We start from the raw sequence: 15661 nt of genomic DNA, 5'->3' as shown, positions 1-15661 counted from the left end.
CACTGCCGACAGCATGCTCGCAGCCGCTCTCGCCGAGTCGAGAAACCGAGGCACTGGCAACTTTCTATACGGAGATTCCCATGCCCCCTGCCCTGTCCGGCCCGCAATACCTGCGCGAAGGCCTGAAACTCGTGCTCAGCCCTGGCCTGCGGTTGTTCGTGCTGTTGCCGCTGACCGTCAACGTGCTGCTGTTCGGCGGCCTGATCTACCTGGCGATCCACCAGTTCGGCGGCTGGCTGGACGCGATGATGCCTAACCTGCCGGACTGGCTGAGCTTCCTCGAATACCTCATCTGGCCGCTGTTCGTATTGTTGGTGCTGGTGATCATCTTCTTCACCTTCACCACCCTGGCCAACATCATCGCCGCGCCGTTCAACGGTTTCCTCGCCGAAAAGGTGGAGGTGGTGGCCCGGGGCGAAGACAACTTCCCGCCCTTCCACTGGGCGGAACTGTTCGCCATGGTGCCACGCACCCTCGGCCGGGAGCTGCGCAAGCTCGGCTACTTCCTGCCGCGGGCGCTGGTGCTGCTGATCCTCTCCTTCGTCCCGGTGGTCAACCTGGTGGCGGCGCCACTGTGGATCCTGTTCGGCATCTGGATGATGGCCGTGCAGTACATCGACTACCCGGCGGACAACCACAAGGTTAGCTGGGACGACATGCTCGCCTGGCTGCGGGAGAAGCGCTGGCAGAGCCTCGGCTTCGGCGGCATCGTTTACCTGGCGTTGCTGGTGCCGGGACTGAACCTGCTGATCATGCCTGCGGCCGTGGCCGGGGCCACGCTGTTCTGGGTGCGCGAGCGCGGCGAAACGCTCGTCATACAGCGGTAACCCGCGCGTCATAATGGCTACATGGCGCCGGTCGAGACTGGCGCCATGAGCACATCCAACCTGCATATCGCCCTCATCAGCGAAACCTTCCCGCCGGAAATCAACGGCGTCGCCAACACCTTGGGACGCCTGGTGGACGGGCTACGCCAGCGCGGCCATCGCCTGCAGCTGATACGGCCACGGCAGGACGGCGAACCCGGCGCCGCCAGCGACGACCTGCTGCTCACCCGGGGCTGGCCGCTGCCCGGCTACGCCGGCCTGCAATGGGGCCAGTCGAGCCTGCACAAGCTGTTGCGACGCTGGCAACGGCAGCGCCCGGACGTGCTCTACGTCGCCACCGAAGGGCCGCTCGGCCTGTCCGCCCTGCGCGCGGCCCGGCGCCTCGGCATCCCGGTGGTCAGCGGCTTCCATACCAATTTCCAGCAGTACAGCGGGCACTACGGCTTCGGCCCGCTGACCCGCCTGCTGACCCACTACCTGCGCTGGTTCCACAATCGCTCGCAACTGACCCTGGTGCCCAGCATCAGCCAGCGCCTGGAGCTCGAGCGGCGCGGTTTCGAGCGCTTGGCACTGCTGGCGCGCGGGGTGGATAGCCAACTGTTCCATCCCGCGCGCCACTCGGCCGAACTGAGGGCGCAGTGGGGTCTGACCGATGACGACATTGCCGTACTGCATGTCGGCCGGCTGGCGGCGGAAAAGAACCTCGGCGTGCTCGGACGTTGCTTTCGCGCGCTACAAGCAGCCCACCCGCAGCGCCGGCTGAAACTGGTCTTGGTCGGCGACGGCCCGCTGCGGGCAGCCCTGCAATCTGAACTGCCGGATGCACACTTCTGCGGCCTGCAACGCGGCGAAATGCTGGCCTCGCACTATGCGTCGGGGGATCTGTTCCTGTTTCCCAGCCTCTCGGAGACCTTCGGCAACGTGGTGCTGGAAGCCCTGGCCTCAGGCCTCGGCGTGGTCGCCTTCGACCAGGCGGCAGCGGCCCAGCACATCCGCCACGGCCACAACGGCGCCCTGGCCAGCCCCGGCGACGAACAGGAATTCCTCGACGTGGCCAGTTGGTTGCTGGAAGACGCCGACACCTTGCGCCGGGTCCGCCTGAATGCCCGTCGGCATGCCGGCCAGCAAGGATGGCCAGCGATAGTGCAGTTGTTCGAACAGCACCTGCGAGGCGTTCTGACTCCGCTCGCGGCGGAGCCATCCGGACATCTAGGCATCGGCCAGGATATCTAGCCCCTTGCCGTCAGCCTGGGAAGCACTGGCCGACCATTGCCTGGATACCGGCCTGCGCCGGTATGACGGTACGTTTCCACACGCCGGCGCCCTGGCAGGCAACCTCAGTGCCGCCCGGCTGCTCTCCCCCTGCCCGTCTCCCCGGCGCAGGCCGGGGCCCAGGCGTGCGGAGGGCAAGGCATCGGCGTCACCTGCTGCTGGATACCGGCCTGCGCCGGTATGACAGTACGTTTCCACACTCCGGCGCCCAGGCAGCCTCAGTGCCGCCCGGCTGCTCTCCCCCTGCCCGTCTCCCCGGCGCAGGCCGGGCCCAGGCGTGCGGAGGGCAAGGCATCGGCGTCCCCTGCCGCTGGATACGGGCCTGCGCCGGTAGACGGTACGTTTCCACACTCCGGCGCCCTGGCAGGCAGCCTCAGTGCGCCCGACTGTTCCCTCCATCACCCCCGTCTCCCCGGCGCAGGCCGGGGCCCAGGCGTGCGGAGGAGCAGGCTCGGCATGGTTTCTTGAATAGCGGTCCGCGCCTATTGGGCCCGCTGTCGCAGGTACTCCACCACCGCTGCCTGCTCGCCGGCGAATTCGATGCGGCTGGCCTTGCTCTCGCGCTGGTAGGCGTACATCGGGTCGTAGTATTCCCGCAGCAAGCCTTCGATCCAGCCACGATGCAGACTCACGTCGCCCCGGCTGCGCTGTTCCGCCAGAGCAGCGTCCATGATGGCCGCCAGACGCTGGTAGCGTTCGCCACCGAGGCGCTTGACGATGTTCGACAGGCTCTGGCGCAGGCGGTCGGCGAACAGGGTGAAGCCGGTGTCTTCGCCGTGCACGGCAAGAAACTCGGCGCACAGGTCTATCACGTAGTCGCGCAGGATGCGCTCGACGCGGCCCTCGAAGCTGTCCTCCAGCCACACCAGCGGGTAGCCCTGCATGCCGCCATAGAGCGACAGCGGCAGCGAGCAGCTACCGACGATGCGGCCTTCGTCCTCCAGCACGAATTGCTCGCGGCCCGCCGCGCGTTTTTTCAGGATATCGATGGCCAGCCGGTTCTCGAAGTCGATCTGCGCCGGCTGCCCGGTGGCGCGCTTGCCGAAGCTGGAACCGCGATGGTTGGCATGGCCTTCCAGATCCAGGCTATTGTCCAGCTGGGCGATCACCTCGGTCTTGCCGGTACCGGTGAGGCCACCGACCAGCACGAAATCGCACTCGGCCACCGCCTGCTCGGTGGTTTCGATGAGGAAGGTACGCATCGCCTTGTAGCCGCCGATCACCCGCGGGTAGTCGATGCCGGCCTCCTTCAGCCATTGCTGCACCAACTGCGAACGCAGGCCACCGCGAAAACAATACAGATAGCCCTGGGGATTGGCCTTGGCGAAGGCGGCCCAGGCAGCGACGCGCGCCTCCTTGACCGGCCCGCAGACCAGCTTGTGACCGAGTTCGATGGCCGCCTGCTGGCCGTGCTGCTTGTAGCAGGTGCCGACCTTCTGTCGCTCGATGTCGGTCATCAGCGGCAGATTGACCGTGTGCGGGAAGGCCCCCTTGGCGAATTCCACCGGCGCGCGAGCGTCCATCATCGGCAGGTCGTGGAGGAAGATCTCGCGGTAGTCGGCGGTGTTCTCGCGCATCAAAGCACCTCTACCGCGTGGGCCTGTCGCTCCACCAGATCGCCCAGCGGCGCCAGCGCCAGGCCCAGCTCGGCCGCCACGGCGAGGAACTCGGCCTCGCCGTCCGGCGCCACCGCCAGCAACAGGCCGCCACTGGTCTGCGGGTCGCACAGCAACAGCTTGTGAGCCTCGGCCAGCGGCGCGAGCTTGTCGCCGTAGCTGTCGAAGTTGCGGTGGGTGCCGCCGGGCACGCAGCCCTGCTCCAGGTAGTGCTCGATGCCGGGCAGGCGCGGCACGCGGTCGAAGGCGATACGCGCGGTCAGGCCGGAGCCTTCGGCCATTTCCAGCAGATGGCCGAGCAGGCCGAAGCCGGTGACGTCGGTCATCGCTCTGACCGCCGCGAGCTTGCCGAAGCGGCTGCCGGGCTTGTTCAGGGTGCACATCCAGTCGCGGGCGAGGCCGACATCCTCGGCGCGCAGCAAGGATTTTTTCTCGGCAGTGGTCAGAATGCCGATACCCAGTGGCTTGGTCAGGTAGAGTCTGCACCCGGCCGTGGCACTGTCATTGCGTTTGAGGTGACGCTTGTCGACGATGCCGGTCACCGCCAGGCCGAAGATCGGCTCAGGCGCGTCGATGGAGTGCCCGCCGGCCAATGGAATGCCCGCCTCGTCGCAGACCGCGCGGCCGCCGCGAATGACCTCGCGGGCTACCTCCGGCGCCAGCACGTTGACCGGCCAGCCGAGAATGGCGATGGCCATCAGCGGGTCACCGCCCATGGCGTAGATGTCGCTGATGGCGTTGGTGGCGGCGATGCGGCCGAAATCGTAAGGATCGTCGACGATCGGCATGAAGAAGTCGGTGGTGGACACCACGCCGCGTTCGTCGTCGATGGCGTAGACCGCCGCATCGTCACGCGAAGCGTTGCCGACCCAGAGCCGGGGATCGAGGTTCTGCGCGCCGCTGCCGGCGAGAATCACGTCCAGCACCTTGGGGGATATCTTGCAGCCACAGCCGGCACCGTGGCTGTACTGGGTCAGGCGGATCGATTCGCTCATCGGGGGTCTCTTCTGCAGCGACAACTGGCGGCGGATTTTACCTTGGCGCGCCAATTGTGCGCGCGTATTGTCGGAAACATGGATCAGGGGATTGAGCATGAGTAAGCGAGTGGCGTTGGTGCTGGGCTCCGGGGGCGCCCGCGGTTACGCCCATATTGGCGTGATCGAGGAGCTGGAAGCACGCGGCTACGAGATTGCCTGCATCGCCGGTTGCTCGATGGGCGCGGTGATCGGCGGCATCTACGCCGCCGGCAAGCTGCACGAATACCGCGAGTGGATCGAAAGCCTGGACTACCTGGACGTGTTGCGCCTGCTCGACGTGAGCTTCCGCCTCGGGGCGATTCGCGGGGAAAAGGTCTTCGGCCGGATTCGCGAGATCGTCGGCGACATCGATATCGAGGAGCTGCCGATTCCCTACACCGCGGTGGCTACCGACCTCACCAACCAGCAGGAAATCTGGTTCCAGGAAGGCTGCCTGCACAAGGCGATGCGCGCCTCGGCGGCGATCCCCAGCCTGTTCACCCCGGTGCTGCAGGGCAATCGCATGCTGGTGGACGGAGGCCTGCTCAACCCGTTGCCGATCGTGCCGGTGGTCTCCAGCCACTGCGACCTGATCGTCGCGGTGAATCTCAATGCCGACACCCAGAAGAACTACCAGTTGCCGATCATCGAACGGCCGCCCGCGCTGAAGGGGCGCTTCGACGTACTGATGACCTCGCTTGGCTCGCGCCTGCCGTCGTTCCGGCGCAAGACCGAGGAGACCGAGGTGCTGCTGCTCGAAGACGGCTCGGAAGCCCTGGCCAATCCCTGGCAGGGCCAGGAGGCCCCTGCGCCGCGCCCGGAAAGCGACGGCGGTGCCTCGCCCAAGTCCGCCAGCAGCTCGACCGTCGCCGACATCGGCGGCCCGGCCTCGCTGCTGGAGCTGATCAACCAGAGCTTCGAAGTGATGCAGACCTCGCTGGCGCAATACAAGATCGCCGGTTATCCGCCGGACATCCTGATCAACGTGCCCCGGCGGGTCTGTCGCTTCTTCGAGTTCTACAAGGCGCCGGAGCTGATCCAACTGGGTCGCCAGGTCGCCAGCGACACCCTGGACCGGTACGAGCAGGATAGGCTTTGAAGAAGGCTCGGCATACGAAGCACGCGATGGAGACGACTAGTCATCCCCAGTGGCGTTGACCACCGCGAAGCTCAGTCGCTGGCTTTGAGCCGTACCCGTTGGGCTTCGTCGCTGCGCTCCTCAGGCTGCGCGCCCCGCCGCAAACTACGCGGCTCCAGGCCCGCATGGCTGTAGGTTGTGGTTGAGCGCAGCGAAGCCCAACGAGGTGCGCGCAGCGCTCCTCTAGGCGGGTGGATTCTCCGAGGCTTCGGTCGTTTCCACCTTCACCCAGTCGCTGAGCAGGCTGTAGGCCACCGCCAGCAGGGTCGGGCCGAGGAACAGGCCCATGAAGCCGAAGGCGAGAATGCCGCCGAACACGCCGAGCAGCACCACCACCAGCGGCAGGTTGCCGCCGCGGCTGATCAGGTAGGGTTTGAGCACGTTGTCCACGCCGCTGATGATGAAGAACCCCCAAACGCCGAGGAAGACCGCGAAGCCATAGTTGCCCTGCAACGCCAGCCAGACGGTGGCCGGCACCCAGACCAACGGCGGGCCCATGGGAATCAGGCTGAGCACGAAGGTGAGCATGCCCAGCACCAGGGCACCCGGTACGCCGGCGATCCAGAACCCCAGCAGCGCCAGCAGGCCCTGGGCCGCCGCGGTACCGATCACGCCGTTGACCACCCGTTGCACGGTGCCCGCTACCAGTTCCAGGTAGTGTTCCGCACGCGGGCCGATCAGGCGATCCAGCAGGCTGTGCACGAACTCGGCCAAGCGCGGCCCGTCGCGGTAGAAGAAAAACACCAGCACCAGGCTCAGCACCAGTTCGAGCATGCCGCCGCCGATGGCCGCGCTGCGCGCCAGCAGCCAGTTACCGACCTGGCCCAGGTAGGGCCGCGCGCTGGACAGCAGCGCCGCGCCCTGTTCGTCGACGGTGGCCCACAGCGCCAGCAGACGGTCGCCGAACAGCGGCACTTCGCCCAGCCAGGTCGGCGGTGCGGGCAAGCCTTCGACCCGCAGGTTCTTGATCAGCAGGGTGCCCTCGCGAACGTAGTCGGCCATGTTGAAACCGAGCCACACCAGCGGCACCGCCACCAACAGCATCCAGCCGCCGGTCAGCAGGGCCGCGGCGACCGCCTGGCGACCGTTCAACCAGCGGGTCAGCAAGCGCATCAGCGGCCAGCTGGCGAAGGCCAGCACCGCGGCCCAGAACAGCGCCGACCAGAATGGCGCCAACACCCAGAGGCAGGCACCGAGCAACGCCAGGAGCAGGATCTGCACCAGCAGGCGGTCGTTATTGAGCATCGAACAACACTCCAGAAAGCAACGGCGGAAGCACGTCGGGCAACGAAGGATTGGAAAATCGCTATTTCAGCAACAGCACGCGCAGGCCCTCGCCCTGGGTCTCACCCAGCTCCAGCCGGGCGGCACGCACGCCCTGCTCCACCAAGGCCTGACGCCAGGCGTCGGCCAGGGCGCCCTCCAGGCTGACGCGCAGGGTGCTGTCGAGATTGAGGCTGCGCGCCAGCAGGTTCGCCCAGACTGGCGTGGACTCGCCCAAGTGCAGTTTGATCGCGCCGTCGCTGCGCAGCTGGCGCAGCAGGGTGGCCGGCGACGGCAGGAGTTCGCCCAACGGCATTGCGGCGACGAATTGCTCGGCGTGCAGATAGGCCCGGCGGTTACCACGGGTGATGCCGTAGAGCGCCACCAGCGAGTCTGCCTGCGGTTCGCCGAGGCGCAACAAGGCGTAGCCCTGGCGGTCGTCGAGGCCATACAGGTTGGACTTGCCGAACACCGCGTTGGCCCACAGGCTGCTGGAGCCGCAATCGCGCCCCTGGCACCAGTAGAGCAGCTCGGCGCCTTGGTCATGCAAGGCTTCACGGGCGAAGGTGAAGGCTTGTTCGGAGGAGCTCTCGGGCGGCAGACGGTAGGTCACTGCGGTCAGCTGCCCCAGCCCTTCCACCTGGCGCTCGTAGCGCAGGTCGCCGCTGATGCGGCGCACCGAGCCCATGGGATAGATGCGCTCTTCGCTGTCAGCCTGGCGAAAATCGACGATCTCCGCCCGGGGAAAACGTGGCAGGGCTTCCAGATCGCGGCTGCCGGGCAGGTCGGCGGCCAGCGCCGCGCCGCCAGCCAGGATCAGGACAAGCGTACAGACCAGACGCATGCACGGCCTCATTTGGTCAGCATGGACTGGGCGGTGGCGATCAGCTTGTCGCTCTGCTCCTCGCGGCGCGGCACCAGCAACCCGCGCTGTACCGCCGGACGCCGGTCGATGGCGGCCAGCCAGCGCTGCAGGTTGTCCAGCCCTTCCACCGAGACGCCAGCCCAGTCGTGCACGCGCACCCAGGGAAAGGTGGCGATATCGGCGATGCTGTAGTCGCCGGCCAGGTACTCGACCTCGCCGAGACGGCTGTCGAGCACTTCGTAGAGGCGACGGGTTTCGTTCTGGTAGCGGTCGATGGCGCCCTGCAGCTTCTCCGGGAAGTAACGGAAAAACACATTGGCCTGGCCCTGCATGGGGCCGACGCCGCCCATCTGGAACATCAGCCATTGGATGACGGAGGAGCGCCCCTTGACGTCCTGCGGCATCAGCCGGCCGGTCTTCTCCGCCAGGTAGATAAGGATGGCGCCCGACTCGAACACGGCGAAGTCGTCGCTATCGCGGTCGACGATGGTGGGAATGCGACCGTTGGGATTCAGCTTCAGGTATTCGGGAGCCTTTTGCTCTTTCTTGTCGAAGGACAGCGCGTGCACGCGGTAGTCCAGTCCCAGCTCTTCGAGGGCGATGGAGACCTTATGGCCGTTGGGGGTGGCGGCGGTATACAGATCGATCATGGTGCTCTCCCTTTCAATCCGCCCAACCTTCCCCAGTTGGCCCGGGCAAGTCAAGGCGAGCCGAAGAATCTATTGAAACAGTCTGCAACGGCGATGGCCCCGGCCTCGTCGTCCAGATGCAGGTGGTGGCCGCCGGGGGCCCGATTGACCTCGAACGGCATGCCGGCCAGCACCTCGAGCATGCGCGGCTCCACCTTCATGATGCCGCCCTCGGCCAACACCAGGCTGACCGGGCACTGCACCGCACGAATGAATGCCATGGCGTGGGCACGGGTCAGGCGCAACGGCGAAGGCAGGGTAAGGCGGCTGTCGCTGCGCCAAGTGTAGCCACCCGGTACCGGCATCAAGCCGCGCGACGCCAGCAGCTCGGCGGCCTCGCGGCTCACCGTGCCGCCGCCACGCGTTGCCTGCATGCGGGCGCGCACCGCACCGTCGCGGCTGGCATACACCGGCTTGCGCTTGTCATGCACCGCAAGCTGGGCCTTGAGCGCCTCGCCCAGCCTGGCCGGCGCGCCGTCCGCTTCGCCGGTGTAGGGAATCAGGCCGTCGATCAGCGCCAGGCGCTCGATACGCTCGGGCATCGCCCCGGCCAGCACCACCGAAACGATGGCGCCGAGGGAATGGCCAAGCAGGGAAAAGCGCTGCCAGCCGAATTGCTCGGCGACCTGCAGCACGTCGTAGGCATAGTCCCACAGGGCATAGTCGGCACCGGGCGGGCGGTGATCGGAATGGCCATGGCCGGCGAAGTCCAGCGCGACGATGCGCAAGCCGTCCAGCTTCGGCGCCAGACGGGCGAAGCTCATGGCATTGTCCAGCCAGCCGTGCAGGGCGATCACCGGCTGGCCGTCTTCCGGACCAAACAGGTGGGCGGCCAGCTCGATATGCGGCAGACACAGGCGGATTTCTTCGAATGGCGTGCTCATGCGGACTCCTGGTCTTCGGCGTGGCCTGCCCAGCGGCGGAACAGCTGCCGCAATAGCGCGGCGGTGTCGTGCGGCCGCTCCAGCGGAAACATGTGGCCGCCAGGCAGGCTCAGGTACTCGCCCTTGGGGGCACGCCGCACCGGGCGCGCATGGTGCGGCAACACGACCCGGCTGTGGCGGCCGCGCACCACCGCCAGCGGCACGGCCAGCTGTTGCGGACGGCCGGGGCTGATGTGCGGCACGCTGCGATAGATACTGATCTCGGTCGCCGGGTCGAAGCACAGCCGCAGGCGCTGCCCGCTGGGCTGCAGCCCATGGCGTACGTAGGCTTCCAGGCAATCCGGATCGAAACGGCGGAACAGCGACTTGCCGGCGAAATAGCGGCGCGCTTCCTCCAGATCGGCGAATTCCTCGCGGCGACCGAGGGTCCGTCCGGCCGGCGTGATGCGGTCGATGAAGCCAAAGCGCTTGGCGGCTCGAATGACGATACGGTCGGCGAGGGTCAGCACCGGCGAATCCAGCATCACCACCCCGCGGTACAACTCCGGCCGGCGCAGTGCCGCGTGGTAATGCAGCACGCCGCCGAGGGAATGGCCGACGCCCCAGACCGGCTCGCCGAGGGACTCCAGGTGATGCACCAGCTCGTCCACCAGATTCTCCCAGTTGTCGTCCACCGGGAAACGCGGATCGTGGCCGTGCTGCGGCAGGTGCCGAACCTCGTAGTCCGGCGCCAGGGCGGCGAACAGCTTGCCATAGGTGGCGGAGGGAAAACCGTTGGCGTGGGCGAAAAAGACGGATTGCGGCATGACTGCTGACCGGCGATTGAACGTTGCACGGATTGTCCGGCAGCCATCCCGATGCGGCAATGACATATCGGCCGGTGAATCAGGGCACTCCTGCCAAAGGCTATGGGGTGGCGGCCAGCTGCACGGAAATAAGGAAACCCCGAGGCGCCCCTGGGTACCGACCTGCGTCGGTACGACGGGCTCGGGAGTTTCTGCATCAAGCCAGGGCGCCATTGGGTTACCTGGCTTGATATGTAAAGGCGGCACGCAGATTTCCCGCTCGAACGACCCTCCCGCCACCCCGGCGAAGGCCGGGGCCCAGGACAGGCAGCCGGGCGCCTGCCACTCGCACCGTGCCTGAGAGCCCGTTGGAAGCTGGACGCTTCAAACTGGCCTACCCCTGGGTACCGACCTTCGTCGGTACGACGGGCCAGGGATGCTTGCATGGAGCGTGGAAGCCCCTGTGCCGCTGAGATCGATACTTGTAGGCCGCGCACAACTTCCCCCCTTACTCGACCTTTCACCCCCGTCGCTCCGACGAAGGCCGGGGCCCAGGACAGACAGCCAGTCGCTCGTCGCTCGCGCCTTGCCTACTAGCCCGCTGGAAGCCAAGTACTCAGGTGCCGCTACCAACGAAACCGCCTACCTCACACACCAACAAAAAAGCCCCGATGTGCCGGGGCTGAAGTGCGGCGGCGAAACGCCGCCCAGGGAAGCGCGGATCAGGCCAGGGTTTTCAGGGCATCACGGCTGAACGGCAGGATGTCCTGCTCGCGACCGTCGCGGACCTTCAACGCCCAGTCCGGATCGACCAGCAGCGCGCGGCCCACGGCCACCAGATCGAATTCCTGCTTGTCCAGGCGCTCGAGCAAGCCTTCCAGCTTGGCCGGCTGGGCCACCTTGTCAGTGCTGACCATGAACTGCAGGAACTCGCCGTCGAGGCCGACGCTGCCGACGGTGATGGTCGGCTTGCCGGTCAGTTCGCGGGTCCAGCCCGCCAGGTTGAGGTCCGAGCCTTCGAACTCCGGCTCCCAGAAGCGGCGGGTCGAGCAGTGGAAGATGTCCACGCCGGCATCGCTCAGCGGCTTGAGGAAGGCCCCCAGCTCTTCGGCGGTCTGTACCAGGCGCGCGCTGTAGTCCTGCTGCTTCCACTGGGAGAAACGGAAGATGATCGGAAACTCCGGGCCGACCGCGGCACGCACGGCCTGGATCAACTCGATGGCGAAGCGCGAGCGCTGGGCCAGGTCGCCGCCGTACTCGTCGGTGCGCTGGTTGCTGACCTCCCAGAAGAACTGGTCGATCAGGTAGCCGTGGGCGCCGTGGATCTCCACGCCGTCCATGCCGATGGCCTTGGCGTCGCGAGCGGCCTGGGCGAAGGCGGCGATCACGTCGCGGATGTCGTCCTGGGTCATGCCGTGCACGACCACCTTGCCGTCCTTGAGCTTCTCGCTCGGGCCATAGCCGGGCACGCTGGCATCCGGCTCGGTCCCCAGGCGGCGCACGTTGCCCACGTGCCACAGCTGCGGAACGATCTTGCCACCCTCGGCGTGCACCGCATCGACCACCTGCTTCCAGCCGGCCAGGGCATCTTCGCCGTAGAAGCGCGGCACGTTCGGGTAGCCATTGGCAGCCTTGTGACCGACCGTGGTGCCCTCGGTGACGATCAGGCCGACGCCGCCAGCCGCGCGACGGCGGTAGTACTCGACCACCTGGGCATTGGGCACTCCGCCAGGCGAAAAGGAGCGCGTCATCGGGGCCATCACCACGCGGGTCGGCAATTCCAGGGCGCCAAGGCGGAAAGGTTTGAACAAGGCTTGTACAGCGGTCATGTAGTCTCCTCTGGCCGATCAGACGACCGGTCGTCTCGGTATCGCATCAAAAAAAATCAGGCCTGCAGCAACCGCTCCAGGCGTTCCACGAAAGCATGCAAGGGCGCGCGGTTGGCGCCCACCTTCAAGCGGGTCAGCACACCCTGCCAGGCGTTGGCGATGAACAGCGCGAGGCCGGCGCAGTCCTCGTCGGCCGGCAATTCGCCTGCCTGCTGGGCCTGGTGCAAGCAGGCTTCGAGCAGGTCCACCGAGCGCTGCAGGATGGCCTCCACCTGTTCGCCGATGGCCGGCAGCAGTTCGGCCATCTCGAAGCTGAGGCTGCCAATGAAGCAGTGGTATTCGAGCTTGCCCTGGCGGTCGAAATGGCCGGCCAGCTCCCGGTAGTAGCCAAGGATGCGCTCGCGCGGGCTCAAGGCCTGGTTGCCCAGGGCTTCGGCGTAACGTTGCAGGCGCGGGGCATAGATGAAGTCCAGGGCCTGCAAGGCGAAGTCTTCCTTGCTGGCGAAGTAGTGATAGAAGGAGCCCTTGGGAATGCCCGCGGCCTGCACGATCTCCTGCACGCCGGTGCCGTGGTAGCCACGGCGGGTCATCACTTCGGAGCCTTTGGCGAGAATCAGGTCGCGCTTGTCGAGTCGAATGCTGTGCATGGCGGCGAGCATATGACCGGTCGTCTCGCTCGCCCAGCACTATTCATGGAGGTGATGCGGAGCTACAGCCTCCCCGCCTCAGGTGCGGGCTGCGCCGCCCTATCGCGGGCACGGCCCGCTCCTACAGGTCCGCTCCGAACTCCACGGGTAGGTTGCGGTTGAGGAGCGCAGCGACGAAGCCCAACGGGCAGACCGCCTGCCTAGGCCACGCTCCGCCGATGAGCCCGTCCGGCAATCAGCCGAGGGCTTTCTCGATGGCCTGGATCAGCGCCGGATCGTCCGGGGCGGTACGCGGAGAGAAGCGCGCCAGGACGCGGCCGTCCTTGCCCACCAGGAATTTCTCGAAGTTCCAGGTGATGTCGCCGGGGAACTCCGCGCCCTCGCCCGCCAGCAGGCGATAAAGGGGATGGCGCTCGTGGCCGTTGACCTCGAGTTTGCTGCCGAGCGGGAAACTCACGCCATAGTTGAGGCTGCAGAACTGGCGAATCTCGTCCTCGCTGCCCGGCTCCTGCTCGGCGAACTGGTTGCAGGGCAGCCCGAGCACCGCGAAGCCACGCCCTCGGTAGGTCTGGTAGAGCGTTTCCAGTCCGGCGTATTGCGGGGTCAGGCCGCACTTGGAGGCGACATTGACCACCAGTACCACTTGGCCCTTGAAAGGCGCGAGTGGCAGATCCTGGCCATCCAGCGCGCGTAGTGTGAGGTCGTGAAAGGCACTCATGACTGGCTCCTTGATAACAACGGAGGACAAAAAAGGCGCCCTGGGGCGCCTTTTTCTATTCTCTGCCTGGCGTGGTTCCAGCAGCTTAGCAGCAGAACAATCAGTGGTGATGACCACCTTCGCCATGCACGTGACCATGGGCGATTTCTTCGGCGTTGGCATCGCGCACGTCGACCACCTTGACCTTGAAGTTCAGGCGCTGACCGGCCAGCGGGTGGTTGCCGTCGACGGTGACATCGTCGCCGTCCAGGTCGCGAATGGTGACGATCTGCATGCTGCCGTCCGGGCCGGAGGCATGGAACTGCATGCCCACTTCCAGTTCGTCGACGCCTTCGAACATGGCGCGGGTCAGGGTGGCGACCAGTTCGGCGCTGTATTCGCCGTAGGCCTCTTCCGGCTCGATGGTAACCTGCACTTCGTCGCCCGCCTGCTTGCCGGCCAGCGCCTTCTCCAGACCCACGATGATGTTGCCGGCGCCATGCAGATAGACCAGCGGCGCGCCACCGGCGGAGCTGTCGATCACCTCACCGGCGTCATTGGTCAGGGTATAGTCGATAGAGACGGCCTTGTTGGGGGCGATCAGCATGGGGCGAGACCTTTTGCAAAAGAATGTAGAACGGGAAAGTGTACCTGCGCCCTCGCGGGATTGCGAACCGAGCACTGACGGACGGACCCAGCCCACCCGATTGGTAGCCTGGCGCCAGGACGAAGACGGTCACTGGATCGCGGTGCTGTCCTGCGGCCACACCCAACACCAGCGCCATCAGCCACCTTGGCAGTCGCGCCCCTGGGTCCTCGACCCGGCGCAACGCGACGCCCTGCTGGGCAGTTCCTTCGGCTGCGGCTGGTGCGCCCTCGAATCCAAAGAAAACCCTTAAGGAGCCCCGATGCCAGCCCGGAATATTCTGGTTATCAACTGTGGCAGTTCGTCGATCAAGTTCGCCCTGGTCAACGAGGCCCATTCGCAATTCACCCTCAGCGGCCTGGCCGAGCGCCTGGGCAGTCCGGAGGCCTCGTTGCACTGGCAACGCGGCAGCGGCGAACGCGACAGCCTGATGATCCCCGGCGCCGACCACCGCGTCGCGCTGTCGCAATTGCTGCCGCTGGTGCAAGGCGCCGCCGGCGGCAAGCTGCATGGCATCGGCCACCGCGTGGTGCATGGCGGCGAGCTGTTCACCGCCGCGCGCCGGATCGACGGCCCGGTGCTGGCGGCGATCCAGGCCACCGCGCCGCTGGCGCCATTGCACAACCCGGCCAATCTGCAGGGCATCGAAGCAGCGCTCAAGCTGTTCCCTACCCTGCCGCAGGTGGCGGTGTTCGATACAGCGTTCCACCAGAGCATGCCCGACTATGCCTATCGCTACGCGGTGCCGGAGTCGCTGTATCGCGAGCAGGGCGTGCGCCGCTATGGCTTCCACGGCACCAGCCACCGCTTCGTCGCCCGCCGCGCCGCCGAAATGGCCGGCCTGTCGTTCGGCGACAGCAGCTGGCTGTCGGCGCACCTGGGCAACGGCTGCTCGACCTGCGCCATCGTCAACGGCCAGAGCCGCGACACCAGCATGGGCCTGACCCCGCTGGAAGGCCTGGTGATGGGCACGCGCAGCGGCGACGTCGACCCCAACCTGCACAGCCACCTGGCACGCGCCCTGGGCTGGAGCCTTGAGCGCATCGAGAAGATGCTGAACAAGGAAAGCGGCCTGCTCGGTCTCTCCGGCCTGTCCAATGACATGCGCAGCCTGGAAAAGGCTCGGGACCAGGGCCACGCCGGCGCAACCCTGGCCATCGAGGTGTTCTGTTACCGCCTGGCCAAGTCCCTGGCCGCCCTCAGCTGCGCCCTGCCACATCTGGACGGACTGATCTTCACCGGCGGCATCGGCGAGAACTCACCATTGATCCGCAGCAAGACGGTTGCCCACCTGAAGTTGTTCAATCTCGTCCTGGATAAAGAAGCCAACGCCCGCTGCATTCGCGGCGTCGCCGGCAGCATCCACGCCTCCGGCCATCCGTGCGTGCTGGTGGTGCCGACCAACGAGGAACGGCAGATCGCCCTGGATACCCTCGCGCTGCTGGATGCCTGAAGGCCAGGGCCCGACCGATCGATTTGACAAGGAC

The 15661-nt window shown here is 66.4% G+C and carries 16 protein-coding genes; 5 read left to right on the top strand and 11 right to left on the bottom strand.

Going from position 1 to position 15661, the window contains the following annotated elements:
* Positions 1-80: 80 nt before the first annotated feature.
* Both cysZ and ACWKV7_RS17360 read left to right on the top strand, forming a co-directional pair.
* Positions 81-827 carry a sulfate transporter CysZ gene (gene cysZ, locus ACWKV7_RS17365; RefSeq protein ID WP_483858949.1) on the top strand — a complete coding sequence of 249 codons (747 nt, stop codon included), beginning with the start codon at positions 81-83 and terminating at the stop codon, positions 825-827.
* A 21-nt stretch (positions 828-848) separates the two neighbouring features.
* Positions 849-2060, top strand: a complete 1212-nt coding sequence (locus ACWKV7_RS17360; protein WP_483858948.1) for a glycosyltransferase family 4 protein — start codon at positions 849-851, stop codon at positions 2058-2060.
* Between the two features lie 521 nt (positions 2061-2581).
* On the opposite strand, the gene mnmH is transcribed toward ACWKV7_RS17360, so the two are convergent.
* Positions 2582-3676, bottom strand: a complete 1095-nt coding sequence (gene mnmH / locus ACWKV7_RS17355; RefSeq protein WP_483858947.1) for a tRNA 2-selenouridine(34) synthase MnmH — start codon at positions 3674-3676, stop codon at positions 2582-2584.
* Entirely contained in the window at positions 3676-4710 is a 1035-nt protein-coding gene (selD, locus tag ACWKV7_RS17350) for a selenide, water dikinase SelD (protein WP_483858946.1), read from the bottom strand. The genes mnmH and selD overlap by 1 nt, the downstream gene beginning before the upstream one ends.
* A 97-nt stretch (positions 4711-4807) precedes the next feature.
* Between selD and ACWKV7_RS17345 the strand changes: the two genes are divergently transcribed.
* Positions 4808-5830 (top strand): patatin-like phospholipase family protein, encoded by a 1023-nt coding sequence (locus ACWKV7_RS17345; RefSeq protein ID WP_483858945.1) that lies wholly within the window; start codon positions 4808-4810, stop codon positions 5828-5830.
* A 222-nt stretch (positions 5831-6052) separates the two neighbouring features.
* Here ACWKV7_RS17345 and ACWKV7_RS17340 read toward each other — a convergent pair whose 3' ends face one another.
* The 9 genes from ACWKV7_RS17340 to ACWKV7_RS17300 all read right to left on the bottom strand — a co-directional run bounded on the left by ACWKV7_RS17340 (position 6053) and on the right by ACWKV7_RS17300 (position 14135).
* Entirely contained in the window at positions 6053-7114 is a 1062-nt protein-coding gene (locus tag ACWKV7_RS17340; RefSeq protein WP_483858944.1) for an AI-2E family transporter, read from the bottom strand.
* A 61-nt stretch (positions 7115-7175) separates the two neighbouring features.
* Positions 7176-7976, bottom strand: a complete 801-nt coding sequence (locus ACWKV7_RS17335) for a DUF4892 domain-containing protein (RefSeq protein ID WP_483858943.1) — start codon at positions 7974-7976, stop codon at positions 7176-7178.
* Between the two features lie 8 nt (positions 7977-7984).
* The gene (locus tag ACWKV7_RS17330; protein WP_483858942.1) at positions 7985-8647 is read right to left on the bottom strand and encodes a glutathione S-transferase family protein; all 663 of its coding nucleotides are present in this window, start codon (positions 8645-8647) and stop codon (positions 7985-7987) included.
* Positions 8648-8697: 50 nt separating this feature from the next.
* Positions 8698-9570, bottom strand: a complete 873-nt coding sequence (locus ACWKV7_RS17325) for an alpha/beta hydrolase (RefSeq protein ID WP_483858941.1) — start codon at positions 9568-9570, stop codon at positions 8698-8700.
* Positions 9567-10376 (bottom strand): alpha/beta fold hydrolase, encoded by an 810-nt coding sequence (locus tag ACWKV7_RS17320; protein ID WP_483858940.1) that lies wholly within the window; start codon positions 10374-10376, stop codon positions 9567-9569. The genes ACWKV7_RS17325 and ACWKV7_RS17320 overlap by 4 nt, the downstream gene beginning before the upstream one ends.
* A 701-nt stretch (positions 10377-11077) precedes the next feature.
* Entirely contained in the window at positions 11078-12184 is a 1107-nt protein-coding gene (locus ACWKV7_RS17315; RefSeq protein ID WP_483858939.1) for an NADH:flavin oxidoreductase, read from the bottom strand.
* A 56-nt stretch (positions 12185-12240) separates the two neighbouring features.
* Positions 12241-12831: a TetR/AcrR family transcriptional regulator gene (locus tag ACWKV7_RS17310; RefSeq protein WP_483859033.1), complete on the bottom strand. Its 591-nt coding sequence runs from the start codon at positions 12829-12831 to the stop codon at positions 12241-12243.
* A gap of 235 nt (positions 12832-13066) precedes the next feature.
* Positions 13067-13549, bottom strand: a complete 483-nt coding sequence (locus ACWKV7_RS17305) for a glutathione peroxidase (RefSeq protein WP_483858938.1) — start codon at positions 13547-13549, stop codon at positions 13067-13069.
* 100 nt (positions 13550-13649) lie between these two features.
* Positions 13650-14135 (bottom strand): FKBP-type peptidyl-prolyl cis-trans isomerase, encoded by a 486-nt coding sequence (locus ACWKV7_RS17300; protein WP_483858937.1) that lies wholly within the window; start codon positions 14133-14135, stop codon positions 13650-13652.
* On the opposite strand from ACWKV7_RS17300, the gene ACWKV7_RS17295 reads away from it, so the two are divergent.
* A complete protein-coding gene (locus ACWKV7_RS17295) occupies positions 14134-14427 on the top strand; it encodes a DUF3565 domain-containing protein (RefSeq protein ID WP_483858936.1) in 294 nt (97 codons plus the stop codon). The genes ACWKV7_RS17300 and ACWKV7_RS17295 overlap by 2 nt on opposite strands.
* A gap of 9 nt (positions 14428-14436) precedes the next feature.
* The gene (locus tag ACWKV7_RS17290) at positions 14437-15627 is read left to right on the top strand and encodes an acetate kinase (protein ID WP_483858935.1); all 1191 of its coding nucleotides are present in this window, start codon (positions 14437-14439) and stop codon (positions 15625-15627) included.
* Positions 15628-15661 lie beyond the last annotated feature (34 nt).

The sequence above is a fragment of the Zestomonas ipomoeae genome, from assembly GCF_057128665.1.
This window is presented reverse-complemented; position numbering and strand designations above follow the sequence as displayed.

Coding starts and splice junctions, on each gene's coding strand:
- cysZ (WP_483858949.1), top strand. CDS start 81: ATGCCCCCTGCCCTGTCCGGCCCGCAATACCTGCGCGAAGGCCTGAAA.
- ACWKV7_RS17360 (WP_483858948.1), top strand. CDS start 849: ATGGCGCCGGTCGAGACTGGCGCCATGAGCACATCCAACCTGCATATC.
- mnmH (WP_483858947.1), bottom strand. CDS start 3,676: ATGCGCGAGAACACCGCCGACTACCGCGAGATCTTCCTCCACGACCTG.
- selD (WP_483858946.1), bottom strand. CDS start 4,710: ATGAGCGAATCGATCCGCCTGACCCAGTACAGCCACGGTGCCGGCTGT.
- ACWKV7_RS17345 (WP_483858945.1), top strand. CDS start 4,808: ATGAGTAAGCGAGTGGCGTTGGTGCTGGGCTCCGGGGGCGCCCGCGGT.
- ACWKV7_RS17340 (WP_483858944.1), bottom strand. CDS start 7,114: ATGCTCAATAACGACCGCCTGCTGGTGCAGATCCTGCTCCTGGCGTTG.
- ACWKV7_RS17335 (WP_483858943.1), bottom strand. CDS start 7,976: ATGCGTCTGGTCTGTACGCTTGTCCTGATCCTGGCTGGCGGCGCGGCG.
- ACWKV7_RS17330 (WP_483858942.1), bottom strand. CDS start 8,647: ATGATCGATCTGTATACCGCCGCCACCCCCAACGGCCATAAGGTCTCC.
- ACWKV7_RS17325 (WP_483858941.1), bottom strand. CDS start 9,570: ATGAGCACGCCATTCGAAGAAATCCGCCTGTGTCTGCCGCATATCGAG.
- ACWKV7_RS17320 (WP_483858940.1), bottom strand. CDS start 10,376: ATGCCGCAATCCGTCTTTTTCGCCCACGCCAACGGTTTTCCCTCCGCC.
- ACWKV7_RS17315 (WP_483858939.1), bottom strand. CDS start 12,184: ATGACCGCTGTACAAGCCTTGTTCAAACCTTTCCGCCTTGGCGCCCTG.
- ACWKV7_RS17310 (WP_483859033.1), bottom strand. CDS start 12,831: ATGCACAGCATTCGACTCGACAAGCGCGACCTGATTCTCGCCAAAGGC.
- ACWKV7_RS17305 (WP_483858938.1), bottom strand. CDS start 13,549: ATGAGTGCCTTTCACGACCTCACACTACGCGCGCTGGATGGCCAGGAT.
- ACWKV7_RS17295 (WP_483858936.1), top strand. CDS start 14,134: ATGGGGCGAGACCTTTTGCAAAAGAATGTAGAACGGGAAAGTGTACCT.
- ACWKV7_RS17300 (WP_483858937.1), bottom strand. CDS start 14,135: ATGCTGATCGCCCCCAACAAGGCCGTCTCTATCGACTATACCCTGACC.
- ACWKV7_RS17290 (WP_483858935.1), top strand. CDS start 14,437: ATGCCAGCCCGGAATATTCTGGTTATCAACTGTGGCAGTTCGTCGATC.